24 protein-coding genes and 1 tRNA gene are annotated in these 26,847 nt (G+C 54.2%); 19 read left to right on the forward strand and 6 right to left on the reverse strand.

Features of this window, described 5'->3' with window-relative positions:
• Positions 1–15: 15 nt before the first annotated feature.
• Positions 16–2,442 (reverse strand): putative bifunctional diguanylate cyclase/phosphodiesterase, encoded by a 2,427-nt coding sequence (locus tag AC5Q5A_RS03665; RefSeq protein WP_493894367.1) that lies wholly within the window; start codon positions 2,440–2,442, stop codon positions 16–18.
• Between the two features lie 375 nt (positions 2,443–2,817).
• On the opposite strand from AC5Q5A_RS03665, the gene fdxA reads away from it, so the two are divergent.
• From fdxA to AC5Q5A_RS03680, 3 genes are all read left to right on the forward strand, one after another.
• Positions 2,818–3,153: a ferredoxin FdxA gene (gene fdxA, locus AC5Q5A_RS03670; RefSeq protein ID WP_007090191.1), complete on the forward strand. Its 336-nt coding sequence runs from the start codon at positions 2,818–2,820 to the stop codon at positions 3,151–3,153.
• A 309-nt stretch (positions 3,154–3,462) separates the two neighbouring features.
• The gene (locus AC5Q5A_RS03675) at positions 3,463–3,963 is read left to right on the forward strand and encodes a CarD family transcriptional regulator (RefSeq protein WP_008889261.1); all 501 of its coding nucleotides are present in this window, start codon (positions 3,463–3,465) and stop codon (positions 3,961–3,963) included.
• A 92-nt stretch (positions 3,964–4,055) separates the two neighbouring features.
• Complete coding sequence (locus AC5Q5A_RS03680) at positions 4,056–4,859, forward strand: hypothetical protein (RefSeq protein ID WP_493894368.1); 804 nt, start codon at positions 4,056–4,058, stop codon at positions 4,857–4,859.
• A 100-nt stretch (positions 4,860–4,959) separates the two neighbouring features.
• Here the strand turns inward: AC5Q5A_RS03680 and AC5Q5A_RS03685 are convergent, their stop codons facing one another.
• Positions 4,960–6,438 carry a M48 family metalloprotease gene (locus AC5Q5A_RS03685; RefSeq protein WP_493894369.1) on the reverse strand — a complete coding sequence of 493 codons (1,479 nt, stop codon included), beginning with the start codon at positions 6,436–6,438 and terminating at the stop codon, positions 4,960–4,962.
• 160 nt (positions 6,439–6,598) lie between these two features.
• Between AC5Q5A_RS03685 and AC5Q5A_RS03690 the strand changes: the two genes are divergently transcribed.
• From AC5Q5A_RS03690 to AC5Q5A_RS03705, 4 genes are all read left to right on the forward strand, one after another.
• Complete coding sequence (locus AC5Q5A_RS03690; protein ID WP_493894370.1) at positions 6,599–7,456, forward strand: hypothetical protein; 858 nt, start codon at positions 6,599–6,601, stop codon at positions 7,454–7,456.
• Between the two features lie 94 nt (positions 7,457–7,550).
• Positions 7,551–8,507, forward strand: a complete 957-nt coding sequence (pip, locus tag AC5Q5A_RS03695) for a prolyl aminopeptidase (protein ID WP_493894371.1) — start codon at positions 7,551–7,553, stop codon at positions 8,505–8,507.
• 88 nt (positions 8,508–8,595) lie between these two features.
• Positions 8,596–9,120, forward strand: a complete 525-nt coding sequence (locus AC5Q5A_RS03700) for an acyloxyacyl hydrolase (RefSeq protein ID WP_064779796.1) — start codon at positions 8,596–8,598, stop codon at positions 9,118–9,120.
• A gap of 159 nt (positions 9,121–9,279) precedes the next feature.
• A tRNA-Arg gene (locus tag AC5Q5A_RS03705) sits at positions 9,280–9,356 on the forward strand.
• Positions 9,357–9,570: 214 nt separating this feature from the next.
• On the opposite strand, the gene AC5Q5A_RS03710 is transcribed toward AC5Q5A_RS03705, so the two are convergent.
• Entirely contained in the window at positions 9,571–10,563 is a 993-nt protein-coding gene (locus AC5Q5A_RS03710) for an MBL fold metallo-hydrolase (protein ID WP_493894372.1), read from the reverse strand.
• A 175-nt stretch (positions 10,564–10,738) separates the two neighbouring features.
• Between AC5Q5A_RS03710 and AC5Q5A_RS03715 the strand changes: the two genes are divergently transcribed.
• Positions 10,739–11,650, forward strand: coding sequence for a LysR family transcriptional regulator (locus AC5Q5A_RS03715; RefSeq protein WP_493894373.1), 912 nt, complete (start codon positions 10,739–10,741; stop codon positions 11,648–11,650).
• Between the two features lie 38 nt (positions 11,651–11,688).
• Here AC5Q5A_RS03715 and AC5Q5A_RS03720 read toward each other — a convergent pair whose 3' ends face one another.
• Entirely contained in the window at positions 11,689–11,991 is a 303-nt protein-coding gene (locus tag AC5Q5A_RS03720; protein WP_493894374.1) for a cupin domain-containing protein, read from the reverse strand.
• Positions 11,992–12,316: 325 nt separating this feature from the next.
• Between AC5Q5A_RS03720 and AC5Q5A_RS03725 the strand changes: the two genes are divergently transcribed.
• The 3 genes from AC5Q5A_RS03725 (at position 12,317) to AC5Q5A_RS03735 (ending at position 16,069) form a co-directional block, all read left to right on the forward strand.
• Positions 12,317–13,210 (forward strand): homogentisate 1,2-dioxygenase, encoded by an 894-nt coding sequence (locus tag AC5Q5A_RS03725; RefSeq protein ID WP_493894375.1) that lies wholly within the window; start codon positions 12,317–12,319, stop codon positions 13,208–13,210.
• A gap of 244 nt (positions 13,211–13,454) precedes the next feature.
• Positions 13,455–14,621, forward strand: coding sequence for a hypothetical protein (locus tag AC5Q5A_RS03730; protein WP_493894376.1), 1,167 nt, complete (start codon positions 13,455–13,457; stop codon positions 14,619–14,621).
• The gene (locus AC5Q5A_RS03735) at positions 14,618–16,069 is read left to right on the forward strand and encodes a hypothetical protein (RefSeq protein ID WP_493894377.1); all 1,452 of its coding nucleotides are present in this window, start codon (positions 14,618–14,620) and stop codon (positions 16,067–16,069) included. Before AC5Q5A_RS03730 ends, AC5Q5A_RS03735 begins: the two co-directional genes overlap by 4 nt.
• Here the strand turns inward: AC5Q5A_RS03735 and gcvA are convergent, their stop codons facing one another.
• Positions 16,070–17,002 (reverse strand): transcriptional regulator GcvA, encoded by a 933-nt coding sequence (gcvA, locus tag AC5Q5A_RS03740; protein WP_493894378.1) that lies wholly within the window; start codon positions 17,000–17,002, stop codon positions 16,070–16,072. It lies immediately after the preceding gene.
• A 199-nt stretch (positions 17,003–17,201) separates the two neighbouring features.
• Between gcvA and AC5Q5A_RS03745 the strand changes: the two genes are divergently transcribed.
• The 7 genes from AC5Q5A_RS03745 (at position 17,202) to AC5Q5A_RS03775 (ending at position 24,916) form a co-directional block, all read left to right on the forward strand.
• A complete protein-coding gene (locus tag AC5Q5A_RS03745; protein WP_296988393.1) occupies positions 17,202–18,392 on the forward strand; it encodes an acyl-CoA dehydrogenase in 1,191 nt (396 codons plus the stop codon).
• A 105-nt stretch (positions 18,393–18,497) separates the two neighbouring features.
• Positions 18,498–19,721: a CaiB/BaiF CoA transferase family protein gene (locus tag AC5Q5A_RS03750; RefSeq protein ID WP_493894379.1), complete on the forward strand. Its 1,224-nt coding sequence runs from the start codon at positions 18,498–18,500 to the stop codon at positions 19,719–19,721.
• Positions 19,722–19,971: 250 nt separating this feature from the next.
• Positions 19,972–21,066 carry an ABC transporter ATP-binding protein gene (locus tag AC5Q5A_RS03755; protein WP_296988396.1) on the forward strand — a complete coding sequence of 365 codons (1,095 nt, stop codon included), beginning with the start codon at positions 19,972–19,974 and terminating at the stop codon, positions 21,064–21,066.
• 2 nt (positions 21,067–21,068) lie between these two features.
• Complete coding sequence (locus AC5Q5A_RS03760) at positions 21,069–21,959, forward strand: ABC transporter permease (protein ID WP_064779788.1); 891 nt, start codon at positions 21,069–21,071, stop codon at positions 21,957–21,959.
• Positions 21,956–22,750 carry an ABC transporter permease gene (locus tag AC5Q5A_RS03765; RefSeq protein ID WP_063088623.1) on the forward strand — a complete coding sequence of 265 codons (795 nt, stop codon included), beginning with the start codon at positions 21,956–21,958 and terminating at the stop codon, positions 22,748–22,750. Before AC5Q5A_RS03760 ends, AC5Q5A_RS03765 begins: the two co-directional genes overlap by 4 nt.
• A 92-nt stretch (positions 22,751–22,842) precedes the next feature.
• On the forward strand, positions 22,843–23,883 hold the full coding sequence (locus tag AC5Q5A_RS03770) for an extracellular solute-binding protein (protein WP_493894380.1): 1,041 nt from the start codon (positions 22,843–22,845) through the stop codon (positions 23,881–23,883).
• 100 nt (positions 23,884–23,983) lie between these two features.
• Positions 23,984–24,916: a nitrilase-related carbon-nitrogen hydrolase gene (locus AC5Q5A_RS03775; protein ID WP_493894381.1), complete on the forward strand. Its 933-nt coding sequence runs from the start codon at positions 23,984–23,986 to the stop codon at positions 24,914–24,916.
• A gap of 69 nt (positions 24,917–24,985) precedes the next feature.
• Here AC5Q5A_RS03775 and AC5Q5A_RS03780 read toward each other — a convergent pair whose 3' ends face one another.
• On the reverse strand, positions 24,986–25,744 hold the full coding sequence (locus AC5Q5A_RS03780; protein ID WP_493894382.1) for a nicotinamidase: 759 nt from the start codon (positions 25,742–25,744) through the stop codon (positions 24,986–24,988).
• Positions 25,745–25,945: 201 nt separating this feature from the next.
• Between AC5Q5A_RS03780 and AC5Q5A_RS03785 the strand changes: the two genes are divergently transcribed.
• The gene (locus AC5Q5A_RS03785; protein ID WP_493894383.1) at positions 25,946–26,839 is read left to right on the forward strand and encodes a ketopantoate reductase family protein; all 894 of its coding nucleotides are present in this window, start codon (positions 25,946–25,948) and stop codon (positions 26,837–26,839) included.
• Positions 26,840–26,847 lie beyond the last annotated feature (8 nt).

The raw sequence follows: 26,847 nt of genomic DNA on the forward strand, positions 1-26,847 counted from the left end.
GGCGTGTCTGGCGGGCTAGATTTCACTCGACATGTCGATCGATGGTCGTCGAATGTATTGGACAATTTCTTCGGGCGGCAGCGGGGTTGCGATCAGGAAGCCCTGGACTTCATCACAATTGCATTCCCGCAAGAAATTCATCTGTTCCTGGGTCTCGACCCCTTCGGCGACAACCTTGAGGCCAAGGTTATGCCCCATCGCAATAATGGTGCGCGTGATCGCGGCGTCGTCTGTGTCGATCGTGACATCCCGAACGAACGAACGGTCGATCTTGATGGAATTGATCGGCAACCGTTTGAGATAGGCGAGTGACGAATATCCGGTACCAAAATCATCAACAGCGATCTTTAAACCAAGATGGCGCAGCTCATCAAGGATGGTGGCTGCCTTCTTGATTTCCTGCATCATCGCCGTTTCGGTGACTTCAAGCACAATACGGGCGGCTGGTGTTGCCGTCTCGGCAAGGATGCGTGAAATCGTCTCTGTGATGTGACCCTCGATCAACTGTCTTGGGGACAGATTGACCGCAATCGGCATCGGCGGAAGTGACTGTGCCTCCCACTCGGAAATCTGGCGGCAGACTTCGCGGAAAACCCATTCGCCAATCCTGCTGATCAGGCCGGTTTCCTCGGCGACCGGAATAAACTGCATTGGCGAAATATAGCCTCGGCCCGGCTGTTTCCAGCGAATCAGGGCTTCAAGGCCGCAGACCTGGTTTGTCCGCAGATCGACCTTCGGCTGATAATGCAGTTCAAACTCATCCTTTACCAAAGCTTCGCGCAGATCATTTTCGATCACAAGGCGCGCCATGGCACTTTCGTTCATGGTCTTGGTAAAGAAGTGATAGGTGCCGCCGCCACTGGATTTTGCACTATACATTGCGGTGTCAGCATTACGCATCAGGGCGGGAAAATCCTCGCCATCAGATGGATAAAGGGCAATCCCGATGGACGGTGTGACAAAAAGAACACGTCCATTGATGTCAAAGGCCGGTGCCAAGGCATCAAGCACAGCCTGCGACAGAATGACGGCATCCTGCGTTTCCTTAAGGTCAGGAATAATGATCAGGAATTCATCGCCGCCCAATCGGCCGACAATTTCCTGTCGCCCGATCACGCGTTGCAATCTGAGTGCGACGGCCTTGAGCATCAGGTCACCGACATCATGACCAAGGCTGTCATTGATCACCTTGAAACGATCAAGGTCGATGAAAAGGATTGCGGTGGCGCCACTGCGCTCGGACGCATTGTTTTTATGGGTGTTCAAGGCTTCTGACAGGCTGCGTTCAAGCATGCTGCGGTTGGGCAGGTTGGTCAGCGTGTCATGATTGGCCATATAGACCAGTTGTTCTTCGTACCGTTTTCGCACGGTGATGTCGTTCAGAACAGCCGTCATCAATGGTGTTGCGCTATCGGGGATCAGGCGCAATGCAATGGAAACATCGATTTCCTTCTGATCGGCGCGCACAATCGGCAGGGTAAAGCGTTTCTCGACGGCTTCGGCACCGGGGGCGTGTGCGGCGAGTTCTTCGAGACTGTGTTCGAGAAGCGGCACAGCGCGCGGCAGCAGGAATTCATGTAATGTACGGCCCTTCGGTGTCTCATCACGCATCAGGCCGAGGATCTCTTTGGTTGCTGCATTGCATTCGACAATGCGGCCGGTCGGTGTGATGGTCAGAATGCCGTCCGCGACATTTTGAACGATGGCGCTCAGACGGCTTTCACGGTCGCGGACCTTTTGCTGGCTTTCAAGCAATCTGTCGAGTGTTGATGAAACCCGTTCGACCAGACCACGTGTTGTCTGCAGGATCATGCCAAGTTCATTGCGGGCATGGTGCGGCGGAATGTTGATGGCAGCAGAGTCGGGCTTTTCCGGATCGATTTGGCGTAATTGTGCGGCAATGCCCAGAAGCGGTTTGGTCAGTGTGATATAGAAAAAAGCAACCAGAACCAAACCGAGCAGCAGGTTGCGCACAATCCCCGATAACAGAATGCGCGATGCACGGTTGATGAACCCCTCTGCGATCATGTCGGTGTCGATCTTGACACTAAGATGGCCGACCAGACCGTTTGGTCCGTCTGTATTCAGCGGGATTTTGTATTCCTGGTTTTCCCCAAACATGATCTGGGTCAGGAATGTGCGGTTGGAATTGATTGGCTGTTCGGTCTTGCGTGCCAGAACATTTTTGAAGTTATCGCGAAGCTCGGCCTCGTAGACTGGCTCATATTCAAAGAGGCCAGAAATGACACGGGCTGCAAGTGTCTCATCCAGACCATATGCAGCCTGGGTCGCAGACTCGCGCAGCGTTGCAAGAACCTGGTTTACGGTGCGGTCAATCAGGTTCTGTTCTTCGCGCAGATCCCAGACAATCTGAATGCCACTGAATAACAGGCCGATCAGCAAAGTAAGGCCGACCGCAATCCTTGCCTGTTTGACAGACAAGCGATCGCGCCATCTAAGCCGTTGTTGATCAAGGCCTTTTTCCGGCAATCCGATCCCCACAGTTTCTTCTGTTATACCCCTTGCGAAGCAGACTATGGCTTTGCGGGGGTAAAAGCAATTCTCCGCGGGATTTAGGAACTGGAAAAGCCGCGAGAAATCTGTATGTTCTGCGCTGCACTGCAGCGTTGAGGGCGAACTCGAAGCAGTCGCCACGCAGCCTGTCAGTGCGTCGTGAAGAAAATACTACGTAAAAAATTAGGGTTTTATTGGAGTTGCACACAACAGCTGTGCGTGATAACCCAATTCCCGAGAGAGAACATGGCCGAAAGCGGGTGCAGCCGCAATCTGGCCCCGCAACCTGTACGGAGTTACACCATGACCTATGTGGTGACGGAAAACTGCATCAAGTGTAAGTATCAGGACTGCGTCGAGGTTTGCCCCGTCGATTGCTTCTATGAAGGTGAAAACTTTCTGGTGATTCACCCTGATGAATGCATCGATTGTGGTGTTTGCGAACCGGAATGCCCCGCTGAAGCGATTATTCCCGATACCGAACCGAATCTGGATAACTGGCTGGAAATCAACCGTAAGTTTGCAGAGGTTTGGCCAAATATTACCCGCAAGGGCGATGCGCCTGCTGATGCGGATGAATGGAACGGCAAATCCGGCAAGACCGAATTGCTGTCCGAAGCCCCGGGAACGGGCGACTGATTTTTGGGCTAACCCCCGATATTACATGCGATTTTTGACCCACTGGTTTGCGCCAGTGGGTTTTGCGCATGGCTGCATTGAACGGGTTGCCGGGAAAATTCCTGTAAACTGTTGGCTTGTTGTGTTATGGTTCACAATTCGCGCTAAGGGCTCGACAGGCTCGTTCCGAAATGTCGGATTTCCGTATTTGAATTTCCTGTCTGAACCGCGACTTTGCCAAAAAGCTTGGTCGCGTGCAGCTCTTTGCGTCGCTGGTTCTGTAGTGTTGCAGTTGAATGACCAGGCCTGATTGGGCCGGAAGGATGCTTGATGTCGGATAAGTTGCCGTTTGCTGTTGGCGATTACGTTGTTTACCCCGCACATGGTGTTGGCTGTGTCGATGGCCTGGAAACCCAGGAAATTGCGGGGCAGGAATTGCGCCTTTATGTAATTACCTTTGAATCTAGCCGCATGACCCTGCGCGTGCCGGTGAACAAAGTTGGCAACTCTGGTCTGCGCAAGCTGTCCTCGAAAAAACAGATGGATTCTGCGCTGATTACCCTTAAGGGTCGTGCGCGTGTGAAACGCACCATGTGGTCCCGCCGCGCCCAGGAATATGAAGCAAAGATCAATTCGGGTGATCCGGTTTCGATCGCCGAAGTCGTGCGCGACCTTCACCGCAGCGCGACCCAGCCGGAGCAGTCCTTCTCCGAACGCCAGATCTACGAAGCTGCTTTCGAGCGCCTCGTTGATGAACTTGCCGCGATTGAAAAAATCGACAAGGACAAGGCGTCTGGCAAACTCGAAAAGCTTTTGCAGAAGGCTGCCTGATTGCGAAGGCCCCTTCAGGCAACTATTTATAAAAACCGGCCCGCGATGTACGCTTGGGCCGGTTTTATTTTTGTTTTGGGCAGGTTACAGCGATGAGTACAGTTCTGGCGCCGATCAAGCCGGCTGAGCGAATCTGGGTCGTCGGCGCAATCAATGGTGATCACGGCGCATTATGTGCCGTTCACCAGAAACTTGCGCAACATATGAAACCGGGCGACAGGCTTGTCTATCTTGGCAATTACTGGGGCGATGGCACGGCCGAAAATGTCGTTGCAACCATTAACGAGCTGTTGATGTTTCGCCGTTTCTTCATTGCCAAGGATGGTGTTGATATCAGTGATATCGCCTTCCTGCGCGGTGCAGCCGAAGAAATGCTGTCCAAGTTGCAGCAGATCCAGTTCGCCCCCAACCCGGGCGAAGTTTTTGACTGGATGCTGACCCGCGGCATCGCCGGACCGGTGCGTGCCTATGGCTTTGACCCGGTCCATGTCCAAAGAACCATGCATCAGGGCGCACATGCGATCTCGCAGTGGACCTCGGGCTTTGCGGACGCCGTGCGCCGCCATAGTGGCCATAACGCATTGATGTCTGATCTTAAGCACGCGGCCTATTCGACAGATGGGCGTCTGATCTTTGTTCATACCGGGCTGGATGGTTCGCGGCCACTGACGGGCCAGACGGATACGTTCTGGTGGGGCGGATCAATGTTTGAAGCCATAACCGAACGGTATTACGACTGTGCCCGTATTGTGCGTGGTGCATCCCAAGGCCAGACAGGCTTGCAGGAACGTGAATTTACCCTGTCGCTGGATGGTGGTGCAGGCCGCGGTGGTCATTTGATTGCGGTTGCCCTTGATGGCCAGGGTGCCGTGATCGAGCAGATCACAAGCAGCTAGACTTTCTGTTATCCCCTCGGGGAAGTGAGCAATCGAAAAAGAAAAAGGCAGCATCAATATGCTGCCTTTTGTCGTTTTTGGGGTTGGATCGCTTGGCGTTCTAGTGCCGAACCACCTTGACCAGAGACCCGACAGCCGGTGGCTGCCCATCGCGAAGGCCGTTGATGGTGGCAAAGACATCAGCCGGTGCCTTGTCGACTTCCATGTCGTCGATAAAGGTTTGCAGGTCATATTCCGGGTTTACCGCACGTACCTTGATGCGAAGCGGGGTATAGATCTTCTTTTCCCGATCGGTGAGCGGGCGGAAGCTATAGGTCGTGCGGCGCAGCGGCAGGTTATAGTTATCAGCCTGATCAAGTGGCGTGACAAACAGGAACTGATAGGCCGAGTTGCCATGACGGATCACAACCACGCGCAGGCGTGCAGGCCCCGAACGCAATGAAATATCAGCACTACCGGTGGCAGCTTCCTGACCTTCGATGTCGAGCATCTCGATATTGCGGATGGCGATCTCTTTCGAGAACCCGTTTTGAAGATAGCTATCAAGGCGCATGTCCTTCGCGCCCGGGGCACCCTCAAAGATGATCTGGGCCCCTTTGCCATCGCGGGCGATAACGGCATTTGGCTGGTTGGTCATTGTGAAGCCTTCGGGGACTTCAAACCGGAAATTCAATGGCACATGGACAAATTCCTGTCCCCGGACGTAACCCTGATCCGGGCCGTCGCCATACAGAATACCGTCAATTGCCGTCATATAGCGCACAGCACCACTTTCCGGATTGGCAACTGCCGTGACATTGGCGCTTTGATGGGCCTGTTCAATACGATCAAGGGTGCGCGGGTGGGTTGCCATGAAATCATACTGATCGACATCATCAGGCGACCTGCCGGCAAGTTTGGCCTGAAGTCGTGAATGGGCCCGAAGCTTTTCAAGGAAGGTCGCCATGGCATCCGGGTCATAACCCGCACGCGTGATATAGCGAATGCCAAGCATGTCGGCTTCGAATTCATGTTCGCGCGAGAAGGACTTGAGGTATGCGTTTGCCCCGGTGCCAATCAGCTCGCCAGCACCATTTCCGACGGCAACCGCCAGACCACCCGCCAGAATTTGCGTAAGTACACCACGGCTATAACGTTGTGCTGAGTGGCGGGCAACGACGTGGCCGATCTCATGGGCAAGGACGCCTGCCAGTTCTGCCTCGTTGGTGGCAAGGGCCGCCAGACCACGCGTGATATAAACGTATCCGCCGGGCAGGGCAAAGGCGTTGACAACCGGGGAATCCAGGACCGTGAAGGTGAATTTCTCGTTCGGGGTTTCCGAAACCGCGACCAGCTTTTCACCGACTTCTGTCACGTAGGTCTGCAGGTCCTTTTCGGTGTATTGACCACCGAATTCCTTGACCATCTTCGGATGTTCCTGCGAGCCGATCTGTTTTTCCTGCTCGGGCGACATGAAGGCCGTAAAGCTGTCTTCGCCGGTCGCCCGGTTGGTCGAACATCCGGCAACGGCAGTACTCAGCGCAATCGCTGCAAGCACACCTGCAATATGTTTATGTGAACGAAAGTTCAGCCAGCCCATTGATATCTTTCCTCGTGTCCTTTGGCCGCGTAAGCTGTGGCGCAATATATTTGCGAAACCAACCGGGAATTGGTAGCGCGTGTTCCTTGATCATTCAATCTTTTCGCAGTCACCGATAAAGCATCAAAAATGGGGAAATTTTTGGGCTGGATCGACATTGGTGTGGCGTAAATGCACATTAACGCTGCTTGTTGTCGCCTTTTGCGGGGCCAATCTACCCGTGATGGCCGCCGATTGGCGCTGCGGGACTGACATCATCGCGGGTGATCCACAGGCGCCGCTTTCAACGGATCGGGGATCGGTTTGGCATGACGTGCAGCTCAATATTGAAGCGGTTGATGCATTCACTGCTGCCGAGCTGCCGGGTAAATCATTTCGGCTGGCAGATATTGCGTTTGTGCCGGGACATGAAGACGCAGCAAGGGCATGGCTAGAACAGGCGAGTGCGAACAAGGTTTCGATCACGCCGCTGGCCGAACAGCCAGACTTTCTTGGAAGAATACCGGTTCGCATTCAAGGTGAAGGTGTCGGCGATTGGCATGCAGAACTTTTGACTGCCGGTCTCGCGATGCTTGTTCCTGAGAGCGATCAGGATGTGTCAGCGCTGATCGGGATCGAGGCCGCGGCGATCAAAAATCAGTCTGGCATATGGTCCGGTCACGAGCCAGAGACAGCCTATTATGTGTGGGCCCATGATGCGGGGGCAGAGAATATCCCGACCGCCCGTGATGCAATCGGCAGATTTGCCGTGATTGATGGAACGATCAGGAGCATCGAACATCAGGAATGGCGCAGTTATCTTAACTTCGGATCGAACTGGCGCGAAGATTTCACCATCGCATTGGACGCCACCGTGCGCGATGCATTCGCCAACGGCGGAGACTTTCAAGACATCCTGCAGGATTGGGTCGGGCAGGAAGTTCGGGTACGTGGCGTGATTGAAAATCGCGGTGGCCCTTACATCACACTTGAAAACCCGTTCTGGATCTGTCTCGCGCGGTCGCCGGGGGCGCAATAGAGCTTGTTCTTATACCGTTGTTTATGCGACTTCTTGTACGCGCCACCACCGGCGAAAAGACAGCGTCCCGTTTAATAATGAAAAGGTCCTTCGCGTGCTCTATCCCGAAATTTCGCCCCATCAGTCGGGTTGGTTATCTCGTGAAGACGGTCACGAGATTTACTGGGAAGAGGTTGGTAACCCCGACGGGCTGCCGGTCATCTTCCTGCATGGCGGCCCGGGTGCGGGTATTTCGCCTAACAGCCGCCGCTTCTTTGACCCGGAAAAGTACCGTGTGATTTTGTTTGATCAGCGCGGGGCCGGAAAATCTCGCCCGTTCGGCAGCCTTGAAAACAACACGACCGATCATCTGATTGGCGATATCGAAGCCCTGCGCAAGGAACGCGGCATTGATCGCTGGCTTGTGTTTGGGGGCTCGTGGGGGTCGACTTTGGCGTTGGCCTACGGTCAGGCGTGCCCGGAACGCGTCACAGGCTTTGTCCTGCGCGGTATCTTCCTTGGCACGACGTCCGAAATCAAATGGTTCATGGAAGGCATGGGGCGGTTCTTCCCCGAGGCAGAGCGCCGCTTCCTTGATGCTGCTGGTTTCAAAGACAATCCCGGTTATCAGCCCTTGCTTGACCGTTATGCCGATATCTTCTCTGGCAAGGATGGTGAAGACGCGGCCATTGATGCAGCGCGCGTGTGGTCAGCCTATGAGGCAACATGCTGTACGCTTCTGCCTGATGATGGTCTGGTCGAGGTCTTTGAGAGTGACCAGATCGCGCTGGCGCTGGCCAAGCTTGAACATCATTACTTTGTCCATCGCTGCTTCTTTGAAGAAGACCAGTTGATCAAGAACGTCGGTCGCATTTCCCATGCACCGCTCGCCATTGTTCAGGGGCGCTATGACGTGGTGTGCCCGCCAGTTTCGGCCTTGGCACTTCATAAGGCGTGGGATGGTTCTGAGCTGGTCATCGTTGATGATGCCGGGCATGCGGCCAGTGAACCCGGGATTATCCGGGAACTGGTGCTGGCGACCAACCGGTTTGATGGCAAGAAGTTTGTGTAAAATTAACCGACAAGCAGCAATGTGTTGTTGAGTTTGAAACACGGTTGGGTAGTATATCGAACCGATTGATCTAGTGGGGACTTGGTTAATGAAGTTGGTTTTGGGGAAACTGCTTGCAGTTTGCGTACTGTTTGGCTTTTTGAACACCGCACAAGCACAGCAAATTCTTGGAAATGATAACGATTCCGGACTGCTTGAATTTTCGACCGGTATGGTCGACATCACGCAGGACGAAGAAGCTGCCGAATTTCGTCTGAACTATCGTGCACAGCACGCGATGTTTGATGTCACCCGCCCAATCGGTGGTGTGATGGTTACCTCCGAAGGTGCCGTTCACGGTTATGGCGGTCTGGCTGTTGATGTTCTGTGGGGCGATCATTTCGTTTCCAGCGTCTATACCTCGGTTGGTGCATACCATCAGGGCAATGGTGAAGATCTTGGTCACTGGATCGAATTCCGTTCGGGTCTTGAGCTTGGCTTCCGCTTTGACAGCCACGAGCGCCTGAGCCTTGGTATCTCGCACATCTCGAACGCCAGCATCGGTGACGAGAACCCGGGTACAGAAATCCTGTCCCTGACCTATTCCTTCCCGATTGAGCGCCTGTTTGACTAAGGCGATAATTGATAAAGGTTTTAATCAGCCGAGGGTGATCGCATCCTCGGCTGATTTGCTTTTTGGTCAATTTTTTGGCCGCCAAGGTTGCAACATCCGTGCCCTCGCGGATTGATCGCCATCAGATTTGCTGCTAATGGAATGCTGCCGTTTGGCAGTGCGCCCGTAGCTCAGCAGGATAGAGCACCAGATTCCTAATCTGGGGGCCACAGGTTCGAATCCTGTCGGGCGCACCATTAAACCAAAGGCCCGGAGGGATATCCTTCCGGGCCTTTGGTTTTTTCTGAGCATCAAATAGGCTGCATATTCTTCAAAGACTGACATGATCCAAGATCGATGTGACATCGCTTTGTGAATGCAAGCTTCAGCCAGCCCATTTCGTGACGCGCTGGTAAGTCATCGGGCCATCCCAGTTTGCTCTGACGGGCGGCACTTTATAATACCAGAGTTTCAAAACGCCCAGTTGGCAGGGACCCATGCGTAGGCTTCATCTGTCTTGAGCATATGACCAAGTCCTGGAAACGGGAAGTGGAAGCCAAGCACTGGAATGCGGTCGGCGGCGGCCCTGTCAAAAATACGACGGCGGGAGTTGAGTGCTGTCTCCTTGTCACGGTCCGGGCCGGGAATCCAGGGTCTATCGACATTGATGACCGGGTGATAAGCAAGGTCTGCCGTCAGCAAGAGCTGTTCTTTGCCTGAGTGAACAAGGAAGGTCGCCATGCCCGGTGTGTGGCCAGCAGCGACAATCGTTGTCAGGCCCGGTACGATCTCGTCACCGGCTTCGTAAAGCTCGATATCGCGTGTGACCGGTTCAAGGCTGCTCTTGATGTTTGCGGCGAAGCGCGTGCGGAAATCCTGCGGGACCGGCATATAGGAAAGGTCCGGATCGTTGACGACGAAGAAATCCCAGTCCGCCTTCGGGACAAAGACCCTGGCATTGGGAAACGCCTTGCCGCCATCCGCAGTACGAAGATTGCCGACATGATCTGGATGGGTGTGCGAGATAACAACCGCGTCAATGTCAGCAGGGCCAAGTCCGATTGCAGCAAGGTTATTAAAGATGCGACCACCGTTCGGTCCCATTGTTTTGCCAGCGCCTGCTTCGATCAGAATTCGTCTTCCACCGGTTTCGATCAGCAACGTGTTCATATTGAGCGTCATATGCTCGGTCGAGAGGAATGCTTGGCGCAGGACTTCCTCTAACTCCACTTCAGGGGCGTTACTCGCATAAATGCGGGGCGGCCCACCAATAATGCCATCGCTTAATACCGTTGCCGTGATCTCTCCGACACGGAAGTGGTAGTGACCGGTATTGCCACTTGGTGAAGGTGCGGTTTGTGCATTTGCACTGCCAAAGAAGCCCAGGCTTGGAATGAACATGCTTGATGCGCCTGCAACGGCGGACAGCATAATGGCGCGTCTGTTTAGGGTTAGGGTACTCACTCTGTCTTCCCTTCTTCGTTGAGCGCTCATTTGCTTCATTCAGTGGTTTGGGTGCGAAATAACCAACGAAAGGACACATCGGGAGCGCAACGTGATCCGTCAGACGAGCATGACAGAGGAAAATTGATCTGATAATATGGGTAAAATTTAACAGATTGATTAGATATGCTTTGCAATGAGCTCAATCCGTCTAGACAGCTTTGATGTGTTTGTCGCCATCGTTCGATGTGGCGGATTTCGTGCCGCGGCACTTGAACGCGGCGTATCCTCATCGGCCTTGAGCCAAACGATGAACGCCTTGGAAGAGGCTTTGGGGATCAGGTTGCTTAATCGAACAACAAGGAGCGTTTTCCCAACGGAGGCGGGGCAGCGTCTGCTTGAACGGTTGGTTCCTGCGCTAAGCGATATCAGGCTTGCAATTGCTGAAGTCGATGAGTTCCGGGATAGCCCTTCTGGGACGTTGCGGATTAATGCGCCTGCGCCCGCCATTGATCATTTTCTGTGCCCGTTGGCATTCGATTTCATGGATGCTTATCCGCAGGTGAAGATCGAACTTATAAGTGATGCAACGGCCATTGATATCGTGGAGCAGGGTTTTGACGCTGGTGTCAGGTTTGGCAAGCATCTGGCTCAGGATATGATTGCCCTCCCGCTCGGGCCAGCACTTCGTTATGCGATCGTCGCTTCGCCCGAATACCTGAAGAAACGCGGTTACCCGAAAGTGCCAGGTGATCTTGTCAATCATGACTGCATCAAACGCAGATTTTCCGGTGGCACATTGGTGAACTGGAAATTCTCAGACGGGGATGAAGAGATTGAAATTTCACCCGAAGGTCGCTTGACGGTCGGTACGGCCCACAACGAATTGCAGGCAGCTTTGGCTGGTAGGGGTCTGGCGCATGTCTTCGATGACTATGCCAAGTCGTATATCCAGACAGGTCAACTGGTTGAGGTGCTCTCTGAATGGAGCCAAATTTTGCCGCACTGGTTCCTGTATTACCCTAATCGCCGACTTCCAAGTGCCGCCATGCGCGCATTTCTGGACTATATGAAAAGCTATGACTGGCAGAAAATGAACCGAGTTTGAGCGACTAATAGGCGGTAAATTTGTAGAACAGTTTTAGCTCAGACCGCATCCGTTGGCGGGTTTTCTTTGAACCATTCAACGATCTTGGGCATATTTTCTTCAAAGGCGCCTGGCGCAAAGATATTCAGCGCGTCCGCCTTTTCTGTGCTGCGGTTTTCGAAATCGTGCTGAATACCGGCGGGGACGTATATAAAGCTGCCTTTTCCTGCTTCCTGCCAACCTTCACCGATCAGAAAGCTCATTGTGCCCTCAAGCACATAGAAAATCTCGTTCCCGTCATCGTGGGAATGCGCGCCAATACCTTTGGTATTTGGCTCTATCCACCATTGAAAAACAACCACTTCTTTCTCATATCGGTAGAAAGGGGGCTTGGTTGCGATCCACTCCGTTTGGCTCCCGATAAAACCGATCTGGGAGGATCACATGACGAACTGGATCAGGCTTCCAAACAGCGAAGGTCAATGTGTCGCGCGCTCTGATGGGCAAGGCGACCAAAAAACATATCAACGCGAAGTCGGGCGTGCCGGTTTCGAGGGGCCGTCAGCGCAAATTTATCATCGTCACCCGCCGGCCGGCTGGGCGACATTTGAAGGTCCTTTACGACCACGCGCGTTTTCCCTTGGCAAGCTTTCACCAGGCCCGGCCTGTCCATTGCAGGCCCGTCGAGTGCTTCACAATGATCATATGGAAGTACGTTACTGGAAAACTGAAAGCAAAATGCATGCGCTTGCCCGTAACGCGGATGGCGATACGCTGATCTTTGTTCACAACGGGTCCGGGGCGCTGATTTGCGATTACGGCCATCTACCCTATTGCGACGGGGACTATATCCTGTTGCCGCGCGGCACCGCCTGGCGGATTGAGCCATCTGAACTTTCAGAATTCATGATGATCGAGGCAACGGCATCTGCTTTCAAGCTGCAAGATGCATCGCAGGGCGGGCCAAGCGCGATTAATCCGATGCTGTTTACCTTGCCCAGAATTGATGATGCCTTCATTGCCCAGCAAGACGATGCCTTCTGGGAAATTCACATCAAGCGCCGCGGGCAGGTTTCGACCCTGACCTATCCGTTCAATCCGCTGGACGCGGTTGGTTGGGAAGGCGATCTTTGTGTGGTGAAGCTGAATTGGCGCGACCTTGCAAAACATCGGTCTGATGGCCAGAGAACGCCGCCCGCAGCGTCGTGCACCTTTGTCACGGATACCTTTGCAATCAGCACCTTCATCCCCAAGGTGGGAGAGGGCGAGTCCGGTATCATGCGCGTGCCGTTCTATCATTCGAACGAAGATGCAGATGAGTTCATCTTTTATCACCGAGGCGAGTTCTTCAGTCGCGGCGAAATAAAGGCCGGAATGGCAACATTCCATCCAAGCGGTTTCCCGCACGGACCGCATCCAAGCGCCTATCAGACAAAGATGGTCAAGGCGCCGGTGGAAACCGAAGAAGTAGCCGTCATGATCGACAGTCGGGCATTCCTGACGGTTGATGAATCCATTCCGGACGGTGCGGAATGGAAGGCGTATGTGAAAACGTGGGAAAAAGCGCAAGAGACACTATAAGGACTTGCTGACATTCGGTGAAAAATGGCAATTTGGCGCCGCCAGTTGATGGTGGTAATTTCGGGTAAGGTTGTTAATGTAATTACCACCTTGTCGGGATAGTCTGGGTTGTCCCGAGAATTTCTGGCCAAAATGACAAAATGTTCATTACGTACTGCTTTCTTACGCCGGGAATCCTGCCCTTAAAGGGGCGTCAGGGTGACCATCAGACATTAGCGCCGATACCGCTTAGCCAAAGCCAAGAATGAATAAACAGAAGATCGTAAATTCCGTCAGCCACAAGTCTCCTGAACCGCATGAGGTGCCGGACGATCCTTTGGCGTGCTTGCCGCAAACATTTGCTTCGCGCGGCGTCAGGACTCCCTTTACGACCAAGACCCTGCGTTACGCGCGCGTTTCGATTGGCAAGGCCGGACGGAAAATGATCATGTTGCCCGGTCTGTCTGGTGGGCTTGGTACCTATGAATTGCCGCTCGATACATTGCGCGAAGTGTTCGATCTTTCGGTTCATGATCGCATGCTTTACGACCGCCTTATCGAGTTGGAGGATGTCCGTCCGCAGACGGTTCTGGAGCATAGCCGCGACGTCGGCAGCACGGGCGTTGGTGGAGTGGAACTGGCGCGCACCTGCATCCGGCGCAACTGGACGGAAAAAGCATCACGCGAACTTGGGCAGATGGCGGTTCTCCATCAGGCCCTACGCCAACTTGGTGGTGATGCTGTCAAGGACATGAAGCGCGAAGAACTGATGACCACCGAAGGTCAAATTCGCGCTCGCCGGGCGCTGAACCGCTTTGCATCCGAGCACAAGGTCGCAAACGATACCATCATTGATAGCCTTGGCGAATGGAGCAAGATGATCGCCCCGGTCGGTCTCGACCTTGAGGGATGTCAGGGCCAGCTTCGTGTTCTGGCCAACGGGCTTAAGAAGTTCGCCCAGGATATCGAGGAATGGTCAAATTCCGAACAGTCCGACTTCCGCTTTATGGCCGGACGTATTGTCAGCGCGACCCGTTCGACAAGTAATCATGCCTTGAAGCGCATCGAGGAAGTTGATAGCTGGAACAGCGAACTTGGCAAGGTTCTGACGGATTGGGAAACTGCCAAAAAGGCCATCGGCGAAACGATTGAGTATCTCTGGTGGCTGCTTGATGGTTGGCAGGAACTGATTGATGTCTGGGATAGGCGGTCTCTGACGGATCGCGCAAAACAGCGCGAAACCGTCGAGGAAGTAGCAAGTTTTGCACCGGTCTTGCCGCTTTCAGAGATTGAGCAGTCCGAACAGCAGTTCTGGGCTGATGTACGGGTTAATCAGATGCTTTGGGCTGGTGAATTGCGTAAGCTGGGCAGTGGTGAAATTGACGCCGATATGATGGATCGTCTCGAACGCTTCAGGAGACAGTCGGCATGAAGATTGAAGACGCCGGAAAGCTTGGCGTTTCGCAACTTGGCAAACTGTTTGAATCGCTCAGCAGTAACGAAATTGCCCGCTTCACGCGCGCGATCGAAAGCGATCGTGCCGATCCAAAATTGCCATTGCCCCATGAAGCCATTCTTCAAATCCTGCGTCCGCGTCTGGCATCGCTCAAACCGGAACGCTATCCGACGCCGATGCGTCAGTTCTGCGATCCGTTTGAAGATCTGCTGACCTCTGGCGAGCCGAATGACAAAAGCATCCGGATCAGCCGGTCATCACTGATGCCAATCTGGAATGTTGTGGTGGAATCTGGCGGTCCTGAGTTTCAACAGGCGATGAAGGACATCGACAGGGCTGCTGCGACCCGCGACACTGCAAAACTCGCCATCGCAGAGCGTAAGCTTTGGCAGATCGGGGCGCAGACGATTGAAGATCAACTTGAAAATTCTCATACCGGCGTGAAGCAGGAACGCGCATTGGCAACCCGGCTTGGCTCGCGCATTCACCTGACGGCCTTTGCCGAAGTCGGTAAGATCTTGCGGGTTGGCGACGAAATTGCGCAGTTGCGTGAACGCTTCCCGTCCGCACCGATCAGGGTGCTTGATGCAAGCGATGTGAAATGGTTGCGTGACCTGTTCATGTCGATCTCAAAGGATAAGCCCGGGCTTGAGCCGATGTTCCTGCTCGCGGTTTTGGCGCGCCTTTTGCGACCGAGCGAGTTGTTCAAGCTGATCCGTGTGCTGTCGACCAAGTCTGATGACCGCACGATCGAGAAAACCAACCTTGCTGAAACCGGTGATCTGATCATTGATCTGTTGGCCGAGACAGTAACCGAGATTGAACAAGGTGTCGGCACCGGCAAGGACGAAGCCCACATCCTGTCACTGGCCCGCTGGTATGCTTCGGAATTTGTCCGCATCACGCGCGAGTTTAAAATCCGCAAGGATGGCCGTTGGGGTGAAAAGCTGCTTGAAACCCGTCGTCGGGTATCGCGCGCGCTGGCCGATACGATGTTTGGCGCAACGCCGGAACGCGTGATCGATGCCTTGCCAAAACTTGAAGCGGCTCAAGGTCCGGGATCGGGGCGTGGTGCACTTGCCCGTCCGATCTTCTCGCAGGAATTCGATGACGAGAAAGTCCTGGCCGCTGAAAAATCGGCCGAGGCAATTGCCGAAACCGCCCGCATTTCCGATGTGCTTGCCGCCCAGAGTTCGGCTGCCAAAGCGGTGGTGGAGCTAAAGAAAAAGCTCAATCAGATCGGCCGCGCCGGTGTGGACAGCATGCGCCGTCTAACACCCGAAGAAGTTCCGAACGCGCAGCGAAACTTGATGGCCACGGTGCGCTTGCTTGAGATTGTCGATGGTCCGGAAGATGCGGACGTGCTGCGCCGCCGCGGGATGAATGCACTGCGTGCGCTATCAGCCGATCAGAAGGCAAGCTGATCAAGCCAGTTTGCCCTGCATGGCAATTTCACGGGCAAGGTTCTTTACCGTATCAAGTTGATCAAGCCAGTTCATAAAAGCCCGGATCTTGGGAAGCCGCGCGCGACTTTTCGGGCAGCAGGCGTAATAGTGAAACGGACTGGCCTTGGGTTGGCCGAACGGGGCGATAATCCGGCCGGTTGCCAGCTCATCGGTGATCGCAAAGGTCGGCAACAACGCCACGCCCAATCCGGCAACTGCAGCCTGCATCGCCATGGTGAAATGCTCAAACTTCGGTCCGTTTTCACCATCAATATCACGAAGCCCGCTTGCCGCAAGCCAGTCGGCCCAGCCGCGCGGGCGGGTGGCGATGTGCAGCAACGGGAAGTTTCGCAAGTCTTCTGGCTGTGGCGCGCGTCCCAGATTGGCAACCAGTTGCGGGCTGCAAATCGGGACCATTTCCTCGCCATGCAGGATGTGGGCATCAAGTTCGGACCATTTGCCTTCGCCGAACAGAACCGCGATATCAATCTGTTCACGATCAAAATCGGGCATTCCGATCCGCGAAATGAAATTGATCGCAATGTCGGGATATCTGGCCCGGAAGTGAGGCAATAATGGAATAAGGCAGCGCGAACCGAATGTCGGCGGCGCGGCAACCGTCAAAACCCCGCTTTCCGATCCGCCCGACAAAAGGGTCAAGGTCGCACTTTCAAGCTGATCAAGGGCCGGCCGGATGGATTGCAGATAACTTTCGCCTTCTGGCGTTAAGACCAATCGTTGCTTTTCACGGGCAAAAAGCTTGCAGCCAAGCCAGGTTTCAAGGCCCTGTATTTGGCGACTGACAGCACTTTGCGTCAGATAAAGTTCCTCTGCGGCGCGCGATGCGCTGCCAAACCGGGCAGTCTGTTCAAAGCAACTCAGTGCCTTCAGGCTGGGAATGCGACGGGCCAAGACGATATCCTGATGTGATCAATTCAGGATAGTTTATGAGTTTTTTGCATAATCTGCATCACTTTTATCATTTGCAAGTTGGCTGGTGAGTTCCTAGCTTTAACCCATAAGCAACTAAGCTTTTCAGGGGTAGCGTCATCTCGCCCTTCTATGGCGCTGCCCCTGCTTTCTGTAGAAAAATTCATAAAGGACCATGTGGATGGCAAGCCGCGCACCGTTTCATTGGGAAGATCCGCTCCTGCTTGAAGAGCAGTTGAGCGAAGACGAACGCATGATCCGCGATGCGGCCCGTGCATATTGTCAGGAAAACCTCCAGACCCGCGTTCTGGAAGCCAACCGTCATGAGATTTTCCATCGCGAAATCATGACCGAGATGGGTGAACTTGGCCTGCTTGGCCCGACCATCCCCGAGGAATACGGCGGGCCGGGTGTTAACCATGTTGCCTATGGTCTGGTGGCCCGCGAAGTCGAACGCGTTGACTCCGGTTATCGCTCGGCAATGTCGGTGCAGAGCTCGCTCGTGATGCATCCGATTTATGCTTATGGCAGCGAAGAACAGCGCAAAAAATACCTTCCGAAACTGGCAACCGGTGAATGGGTTGGCTGCTTTGGCCTGACCGAGCCGGATCACGGTTCCGATCCGGGTGGCATGAAAACCCGTGCACGCAAGGCCGACGGCGGCTTTACCCTGTCGGGTGCCAAAATGTGGATCACCAACAGCCCGATCGCAGACGTATTTGTCGTCTGGGCCAAGGATGACGAAGGCGTCATTCGCGGCTTCATCCTTGAAAAGGATATGAAGGGTCTGTCGGCACCGAAGATCGAAGGCAAGTTTTCGCTGCGTGCGTCGATCACCGGCGAAATCGTCATGGACAATGTTTTCGTGCCGGAAGAAAACATGCTGCCGAATGCCAAGGGCCTTGGTGGCCCGTTCGGTTGCCTGAACAAGGCGCGTTACGGCATTGCATGGGGTGCGATGGGGGCTGCTGAATTCTGCTGGCACGCCGCACGTCAATACACCATGGATCGTAAACAGTTCGGTCGTCCGCTTGCGGCCAACCAGCTGATCCAGCTGAAACTGGCCAACATGCAGACCGAAATCACCCTTGGCCTGCAGGGCGCGCTTCAGGTTGGCCGTCTGCTTGACGAAGGCAAGGGCGCACCAGAAGCCATTTCGCTGATGAAGCGTAACAACTGTGGCAAGGCGCTTGATATTGCCCGTGTTGCCCGCGACATGCATGGCGGTAACGGTATCGCCGATGAATACCATGTCATTCGTCATGCGATGAACCTTGAAGCGGTCAATACCTACGAAGGTACCCATGATGTTCACGCCCTGATCCTTGGGCGGGCGCAGACCGGAATTCAGGCCTTCACCGCAGAGGCTTGATCCCAAAAGCTTGATCGGGCGGCGGCAGAAATGTTGTCGCCCGATTTGATTCCAGCTGCTTTTTCCCAGCTGCCTTTTTCAAAGTCGATATTTCGGGATATTCAGATGACTGGCGCACTTTCCGGGCTTCGTGTTCTTGACCTTTCGCGCGTACTGGCCGGGCCGTGGGCCAGCCAGACCCTTGCTGACATGGGGGCCGAAGTCATCAAGATCGAACGTCCCGGTGCCGGTGATGATACCCGTGGCTGGGGGCCGCCCTTTGCCAAGGATGCCAATGGCAAAGACACCACCGAGGCGGCCTATTACCTGACGGCGAACCGTGGCAAGAAGTCGCTCACCATCGATATCACCAAGCCCGAAGGCCAAGAGATCGTGCGCAATCTTGCGGCCGAAAGTGACGTGGTTCTGGAAAACTTCAAGGTCGGCGGGCTTGCCAAATACGGCCTTGATTATGCGACCCTATCGAAGGTGAACCCGAAACTCGTCTATTGCTCTATCACGGGCTTTGGTCAGGATGGCCCCTATAAGGATCGCCCCGGCTATGACTTCATGATCCAGGGCATGGGCGGGTTGATGAGCATCACCGGTGCGCCCGATAGTGCCCCGGGTGGGCAGCCGATGAAGGTTGGTGTTGCGGTTGCCGATATCTTTACAGGGCTTTACGCAACGATTGGCATTCTGGCCGCCTTGCGTCACCGTGATGTAACTGGCGAGGGGCAATATATCGACCTCGCCCTTTTGGATGTGCAGACCGCCGTTCTTGCCAATCAGGCGATGAACTATCTTGCGACCGGCAATGCACCGGGTCGTCTTGGCAATGCGCATCCCAATATCGTGCCTTATGAAGCCTTTCCGACGGCGGATGGCTATCTGATCCTGGCGGTTGGCAATGACAGCCAGTTCAAAAGCTTCTGCGCGGTTGCGGGGCTGGATGCCTTGCCGCTTGATGAACGTTATGCCACCAACCGCAACCGTGTGGCCAATCGCGCTGAACTGGTGCCGCTAATCCGTCAGGCAATGGTTACCAAAACCACCGACGAATGGATTGATGCGCTTGAAAAGGCCAATGTACCCTGCGGCCCGATCAATACCCTTGATCGTGTGTTTGATAACCCGCAGGTCAAGCATCGCGGTATGGTCAAGCAGCTTGATCATCCGACTGCCGGAACTGTCCCGACAGTTGCCAACCCGATCAAGTTTTCCAAAACACCGATCACGGATGAAAAAGCCCCGCCGATGCTGGGACAACACAGCGATGAAATCTTGCGCAAAGTGGCTGACCTTAGCGACGACCAGATTGCCAAGCTGCGTGACGCCGGCATTGTCTGATCTGATGGCCATTTCCGCGAGTTTGGTGTCCTCTGATTGTCTTTCTGTCCCAGATGCCCTCGTTTTGCGGGAATAGTGCGCTGCACATTATTTTGTAAAGTGTCTATATGACGCAATCAGAACCAGTTTGGATGCCATTTTAAGGCGGATATTGCGGAACTTCTGTAAATATCGACGCTTTCTCGACCACCGGATTGCAAGTCTCTGTAGATTTTATATCATTTTACAAAATACAAATTCGGGGAAGTGCATGTCAGAAGTAGTCATTTCGGCAAAGTCTGTTGGAAAAACATTTGGGTCGGGTGCCGATAAAGTCACGGCACTGGACGACGTATCTGTCGATATCTTTCAGAATGAATTTTTCACCATGTTGGGTCCTTCGGGCTGTGGCAAAACGACTTTGCTGCGTCTGATCGGCGGGTTTGAACAGGCGACTTCGGGGCAAATTTTGCTCGAAGGAAAGGCGCTGAATGACCTTCCGCCTTACAAGCGGCCAATCAACACGGTGTTTCAATCCTATGCACTTTTCCCGCATCTGACGGTCCGGCAGAACATCACGTTCGGCCTTGAAATGCAGGGTGTGGCGCGCAAACAGGCCGATGATCGCGCCGAAGAGATGCTTGAACTTGTGCGGCTCGCCCAATATGGCGACCGCGTGCCAAGCCAGCTTTCCGGTGGCCAGCAACAACGTATTGCACTGGCGCGTGCATTGGCCCCGGCGCCAAAGGTTTTGTTGCTTGATGAGCCGCTGTCGGCACTTGATCTGAAATTGCGCAAGGAAATGCAGGTCGAACTCAAACGCCTGCAGACAGAGACCGGGATCACCTTTGTTTTTGTCACCCATGATCAGGAAGAAGCATTGGCGATGTCAGACCGCATTGCGGTTATGAAATCGGGCGAAATTCTTCAGATCGGTGCGCCCCGTGAAATATATGAAGCCCCGACCCATCGCTTTGTTGCCGACTTTATCGGTGACAGTAATTTCCTTGTTGGCAATCTTGTCGATGATGGTGCTGGCAAACGTGCCGTAAAGCTCGGCGGTGGTCAGGTGATTGAACTGACACAGGATGTTTCCAGTCAACGCAGTGGCGAGGTCACGGTTTCGGTTCGTCCGGAACGTCTTGGACTGGTTGCTGAAAACCAGGCCGGGGCCAATCAGCTTGTCGGGACTGTTTCGACCGTCATCTATTTTGGCACGGATACGACCTATCAGATTGATCTGGGTAATGACGCCCTGTTGACAGTCCGGATGCAAAATGGGTCGGGTGCGAAGGCCGATTTCGCCCAAGGCGAACGTGTTGGAATCACCATGTCCCCTGACTCCATTCGGGTACTGGCGGATTGATCATGGGCAATATCATACGATCCAAACGATTTTGGCTGGTCGCGCCCGCGGTGGTCTATATCGGCTTCTTCATGGCCGTGCCGCTGTTGCAGATGGCCTATGTTTCGATGTTGGAACGCGGCGATTATGGCGGGGTTAACTGGGGCGTATTCTCGATGGATGCGTATATCAGTTTCATCTTTGAACGCGATCTGATGGACAATCTGGTGGTCAATACCGACTATCTTCAGATCTTTGCCCGTTCCTTTGGCCTGTCGGCGATGACCACGGTCTTTGCCCTTTTGTTGGGTTTTCCGACCGCGTTTTACATTTCAACCCAACCCCAAAGCCGTAGGAACTTCCTGATCTTTCTGGTGACCATTCCGTTCTGGACCAACATTCTGGTGCGGAACTATGCGTGGATGCTGTTGCTGCGCAACGGTGGCCTGATTGATGGGGCGCTGAACTGGATGGGGATTGAAACCGGCGGGCTTGATGTTCTTTACACGCCGTACGCGGTTTCCATCGGTCTGACTTATACCTACCTTCCGTTCATGGTTCTGCCGATCTATGCCAGCCTTGAAAAACTTGATCATCGACTGGTCGAGGCGGCCTTCGATCTGGGCGCGGACAAGCGCCGCGCGATGAGCCGGGTGATCCTGCCACTTGCGGCACCGGGCATTGCCGCGGGCTGCATTCTGGTCTTCATTCCATGTCTTGGCGCTTATGTGACGCCGGAACTTCTCGGCGGTGGCAAGTTCATGATGATTGCCAACCTGATCGGCAGCCAGTTTGGTGCCGCACGTAACTGGCCGCTTGGGGCCGGGCTTGGCTTTGTGCTTCTGGCGCTCGTTCTGATCTCGATGATGGTCTATTCGTTCAAGTTCAAATCATTGCCGGAGGAAAGCCGATGAAAGTCGATGCTTCCAACCCGCTGTGGCGTTTTCGCGGGATCACCTCGACGGCAATGTTTTTCTTTGCCTATCTGTATTTGCCGATTGTCGTTCTGATCGCGCTGTCGTTTAACGAAAACCGTCTGGCGACGATCTGGACCGGCTTTACCATGGATTGGTATGTCACAGCCCTTTCCAACGATGACATGCTGCGTGCGGCCCAGAACTCCATCGTTATTGCGGTTTCGGCAACCGTGCTGGCCACCATTGCCGCCACCCTTGCCGCGATGGGCATGTCACGTGGCCGGTTCAAGGGCGAGGCAGGTGTTTCAGCCATGCTGGTTCTGCCGTTGCTCGTACCCGAAATCGTGACCGCGATTGCGACCCTTCTGTTCTTTGTCGCATTGGGGATCAAGCTTGGGCTTCTGACCGTGATCATTGCCCATACAGTGTTCTGCATTCCGTTTGCCTATCTGCCGATCCGCGCGCGGTTGGAGGGCATGGACCCGGCATTGGTCGAGGCGGCAAATGATTTGTATGCCAATGAATGGAAGGCGTTTCGGCGCGTGACCCTGCCGTTGCTGTGGCCGGGGATTTTGTCGGGCGCGATGTTGTCCTTCATCATCTCGCTTGATGACTTTGTCATTTCCTACTTCGTTGGCGGTGCAGGGGCGACAACCTTGCCGATCTATATTTTCGGGATGATCCGGATCGGGATCACGCCCGAGGTCAATGCTGTCTCTGCGATGATGCTGATTGTCTCAATCTTGTTTGTCAGCATCTCGTTCCTGATTGATCGTATTCGATACTGATCTCTGAAATTCAAAACGGGATTGCCGGTTCCCGGACGGGCCGGCCATCCGAATAACAAAACAACCCACCGTCCTTATTTGGGAGTCTCACGATGAAACTACGTTCTGTGCTTCTGGGAGCATCCGCGGTCGCCTTGTTGTCGGTCGGTTCGGCAAAGGCGGATGGCGAACTGTTTTTCTATAACTGGTCGAACTATTTTCCGCCGGAACTGATGGAAAAGTTCGAAGCAGAAACCGGCATCAAGGTGACCCTTGATGTGTATGATTCCAACGAAACCATGCTGGCAAAGCTTCAGGCCGGTGCGTCGGGCTATGACATTGCTGTCGCATCCGACTACATGGTTGACGTGATGATCAAGGAAGGTCTGGCAACCAAGTTCGATGCCAAGAGCCTTGAAAACTTTGGCAACGTTGCCAAGCCGCACGACACCATGAAATACGATCCGGAGCGCGAATACTCCGTGACATACCTCTGGGGGACCACCGGCTTTACCTATGATGCGGCGGCAATTGATGGCGAACTTGAAAACAGCTGGAAAGAATTCTTCGAACCGCGTGAAGAATTCCGCGGCAAGATTGGCGCGTTGAACGACGAAGTCGAAATGTTCAATGCAGCGTCTTACTATGCCGGTGTTGAAAAATGCACCGAGGACCCGGCAGAGGCCCAGAAGGTTCTTGATGTTCTGACAAAACAGAAACCCTACATTGCTGTTTACAGCTCTGAGGGGACCATCGACCGTATGTCGGCCCGCGAAGTTCAGATGCACATGCAGTGGAACGGTGCCGCCCACCGGACCAAGGAAAGCATCCCCGAAGCTGTGTTTGTCTATCCGAAGGAAGGCCTGACCTATTGGGCCGATCACTTCGTCATTCCGGCGGGTGCACCGAACCTTGAAAACGCCAAGACCTTCATTAACTGGATGATGCAGCCTGAAAACGCGGCAGAGGCCTCGAACTATGCCGGTTACATGAACTCGATCAAGGGGACTGGCGAATTCATGGATCCTGCGCTGAATTCTGATCCGGCCGTGAACATGCCAGAAGAATACGCAGACCTTTTGATCGCGTCGCAGAACTGCTCTGTCAAGGCGCGCGATCTTCGTAACCGTGTCTGGACCAAACTTAAAAACTAAGTCTGGTTCCATTCCCGATTTATCTGATCCGGCTGTCATTTGATGGCCGGATCACGCCGATTTTAGCTAAACGCCCCTCTGAATATCAGGAACGCTGATCATGACGTCTCCAGCATCCTTCCCCGAATATGTAACCCTGGCCCTTTGGGCGACAAACCTTGGTCGACCCGTTAAAGACTTGGCGGGGTGGGCCAATCACGTAGATGCCCAGATGGCCGAGGCGGCAAAGCAGGGGGCAAAGATCTTTGTCCTGCCGGAATATGCCAGCGAACAATGGCTGGCCTTTAAGCCCGATGGTTTGCAAACCGGTCAGGAAATCGCCTGGATGGCCGACCTCGCGCCCGAGGCCTGCAAATATGGTGCCGAGCTTGCCAAAAAGCATGACATGCTTCTGGTTGCTGGCAGCATGCCCTGGCACATTGATTCCGAAAATCCGTCAGCCGGGCAAACCAACAGCGCAATGATTTTCACCCCCGAAGGCGATGCCATCATTCAGGACAAGCTTTCCCTGACGCCGGGCGAACAGGAACCGGAAAACTGGAACCTGACACCGGGCAAGGCTTTTAATGTCATCAAATGGCGTGGGCTGAATGTTGCCGTGCTGATCTGTCTCGATATTGAAATGCCGGCCTTGTCCTGCCTGCTGGCACCGCTTGATATTGATTTGTTGCTCGTGCCATCCATGACCATGACACCATCGGGCTATCACCGGGTGTTTGGCTGTGCAAAGGCGCGTGCGGTTGAACTGATGACCGTGGTTGCAGCCTGCGGCACGACGGGTGCTGCGGTCAACACCACCAACAACCCGACCAACTATTCCGGCTGTTCGGTCTATACCCCGTGCGAACCGCAACTAGGACATACCGGCCGCTTTGCCGAGACCGAACCGACGTTTGATGATGGTGCAGATGGCGAAGTTCTGATTGCCAAGGACGTACCGATTGGTCTGGTTCGCACCCTGCGCAATGGCGAAGCCGAAGTCTGGCCGGGCGGCTGGACCGCAGGTCATGTGTCGGTGGTCAAGAACAACTGATCCCGTTTTGGGCGACAAGAATAAAGCCCTCCGAATGATACAAATCCGGAGGGCTTTTTGTATGTCTGCTTAGGATGACAGAATGTCGGATGACTGCATGCGTGATACGCCTGCGGCCTCCATGGCACTCCATGCCGCCTCAAGCGATCCGTTCAGGTCAATCGCTCGACAGGCATCCTCGATCACGGAGACATTCAGCTCAGCCTTGCGCGCATCCTGTGCCGACCAGCTCACACAAAAATCGGTGGCCAGACCGCACACATAAACGTTCTTAAGCCCGCGTTCCTGCATATAGCCGGTCAGGCCCGTTTTGGTTTCACCATCAGCCTCGACAAAGGTGGAATAGCTGTCGACTTCGCTGTGATAGCCCTTGCGAATGATCAGTTGCGCATGCGGGATATCAAGGCCTGCGGCAAGTTTGGCATCGTCTGATCCCTGAACGCAGTGATCGGGCCACAGAACCTGTGTGCCGTAATCAAGCTCGATGGTCTCAAACGGGGCCTTGCCCTCGTGGCTGGACGCAAAGGACGCATGACCCGGCGTGTGCCAGTCTTGGGTGAAAATGACATTTTCGAACTGCTGACCAAGCTTGTTGATCAACGGAATGATCTGGTCGCCGTCACTGACGGGTAAGGTTCCGCCGGGCAGGAAGCAGTTCTGGACATCAATGACCAGAAGGACATCTTCCTTGTTCTTGCCGATCATGCCCGATGCCAGTGCCGTTCGAACAGATCCAAATAGGGATGCAGATGCAAGTGATCCTGCACCGATGACGCCAAGTCCGGTTAGGAAACGACGACGATTTAGGGAATAAGAGGAATTGTTCAAGATCGCCTACCTGATATTGGTGGCCAGCGCGTCGCTTATGATTGTCTATTATGGTTCTTTTGCGCGGCCCCTTGTTATAAGGGCTTGAACGTTCCTCTGATTTGATCAGGATTGGACGAGAACGCAGGAAAGTCAAGCGGCACCAACGGGTACCTGTTTGACGCATCGAACGCAAAGTCAGGATCAGGAGCAAGACGGAAGATGAAAATCGCGGTTATGGGTGCCGGGGCAGTTGGGTGTTATTACGGTGCGATGCTTGCCCGTGCTGGTCATGACGTCACCCTGATCGGGCGCCCGAACCATGTCGAGGCCATGAACCGCGATGGTTTGCTGCTCGATTTCGGATCCTCGCAGGAATATGTCACCGTCACGGGGAATACCGATGCCGCCGGTGTTGCTGGTGCGGATATGATCCTGTTTTGCGTCAAATCCACTGACACCATTGAGGCCGGCGAACAGATCAAGCCCTTCATTTCGCCAAGCACAATCGTGCTGAGCCTGCAAAACGGTGTGGATAACGCCGAAAGGCTTGGCGGTGTTCTTGGTCAACCAGTTATTCCGGTCGTGGTCTATGTGGCGACCAGTATGGGCGGACCGGGCCACGTCAAACATCACGGCCGGGGCGAACTTGTCATCGGGCCATCTGGGCAAAGTCAGACAGTCGTCGATACACTGGTGCCTGCCAAAATTCCGGTTGAGGTTTCCGACAATGCCGAGGGCGCCCTGTGGGCGAAGATGATTTTGAACTGTGCCTATAACGCGCTTTCAGCGATTACACAGCGCCCTTACGGTGAGGTCGTGCAAGGTGTCGGTGTCTGGGATGTAATGCGCAATGCGGTGGATGAATGTCTGGCCGTTGCCAAGGGATGTGGGGTGACGGTGCCGGGTGATGTTTGGGGGGCGATTGAAAAGATCGCCGAAACCATGCCCGGTCAGTTTTCCTCAACCGCACAGGATCTGGCGCGTGGCAAAGCAAGCGAGATTGATTTCCTCAATGGGTATATCGTTCGCAAGGGGGCGGAGCTTGGTATTGCAACGCCGACCAATCTTGCGCTTCATGCCCTGACAAAGCTTCAGGAAACCAAAGTGGCGTAATCGCCGGG

The sequence above is a fragment of the Thalassospira sp. CA1 genome, assembly GCF_059052855.1.

Bases quoted from the DNA above. Each gene is read 5' to 3' on its own strand.
- fdxA (WP_007090191.1), top strand. From the start codon at position 2,818: ATGACCTATGTGGTGACGGAAAACTGCATCAAGTGTAAGTATCAGGAC.
- AC5Q5A_RS03675 (WP_008889261.1), top strand. From the start codon at position 3,463: ATGTCGGATAAGTTGCCGTTTGCTGTTGGCGATTACGTTGTTTACCCC.
- AC5Q5A_RS03680 (WP_493894368.1), top strand. From the start codon at position 4,056: ATGAGTACAGTTCTGGCGCCGATCAAGCCGGCTGAGCGAATCTGGGTC.
- AC5Q5A_RS03685 (WP_493894369.1), bottom strand. From the start codon at position 6,438: ATGGGCTGGCTGAACTTTCGTTCACATAAACATATTGCAGGTGTGCTT.
- AC5Q5A_RS03700 (WP_064779796.1), top strand. From the start codon at position 8,596: ATGAAGTTGGTTTTGGGGAAACTGCTTGCAGTTTGCGTACTGTTTGGC.
- AC5Q5A_RS03715 (WP_493894373.1), top strand. From the start codon at position 10,739: ATGAGCTCAATCCGTCTAGACAGCTTTGATGTGTTTGTCGCCATCGTT.
- AC5Q5A_RS03730 (WP_493894376.1), top strand. From the start codon at position 13,455: ATGAATAAACAGAAGATCGTAAATTCCGTCAGCCACAAGTCTCCTGAA.
- AC5Q5A_RS03735 (WP_493894377.1), top strand. From the start codon at position 14,618: ATGAAGATTGAAGACGCCGGAAAGCTTGGCGTTTCGCAACTTGGCAAA.
- AC5Q5A_RS03745 (WP_296988393.1), top strand. From the start codon at position 17,202: ATGGCAAGCCGCGCACCGTTTCATTGGGAAGATCCGCTCCTGCTTGAA.
- AC5Q5A_RS03750 (WP_493894379.1), top strand. From the start codon at position 18,498: ATGACTGGCGCACTTTCCGGGCTTCGTGTTCTTGACCTTTCGCGCGTA.
- AC5Q5A_RS03755 (WP_296988396.1), top strand. From the start codon at position 19,972: ATGTCAGAAGTAGTCATTTCGGCAAAGTCTGTTGGAAAAACATTTGGG.
- AC5Q5A_RS03760 (WP_064779788.1), top strand. From the start codon at position 21,069: ATGGGCAATATCATACGATCCAAACGATTTTGGCTGGTCGCGCCCGCG.
- AC5Q5A_RS03765 (WP_063088623.1), top strand. From the start codon at position 21,956: ATGAAAGTCGATGCTTCCAACCCGCTGTGGCGTTTTCGCGGGATCACC.
- AC5Q5A_RS03770 (WP_493894380.1), top strand. From the start codon at position 22,843: ATGAAACTACGTTCTGTGCTTCTGGGAGCATCCGCGGTCGCCTTGTTG.
- AC5Q5A_RS03775 (WP_493894381.1), top strand. From the start codon at position 23,984: ATGACGTCTCCAGCATCCTTCCCCGAATATGTAACCCTGGCCCTTTGG.
- AC5Q5A_RS03785 (WP_493894383.1), top strand. From the start codon at position 25,946: ATGAAAATCGCGGTTATGGGTGCCGGGGCAGTTGGGTGTTATTACGGT.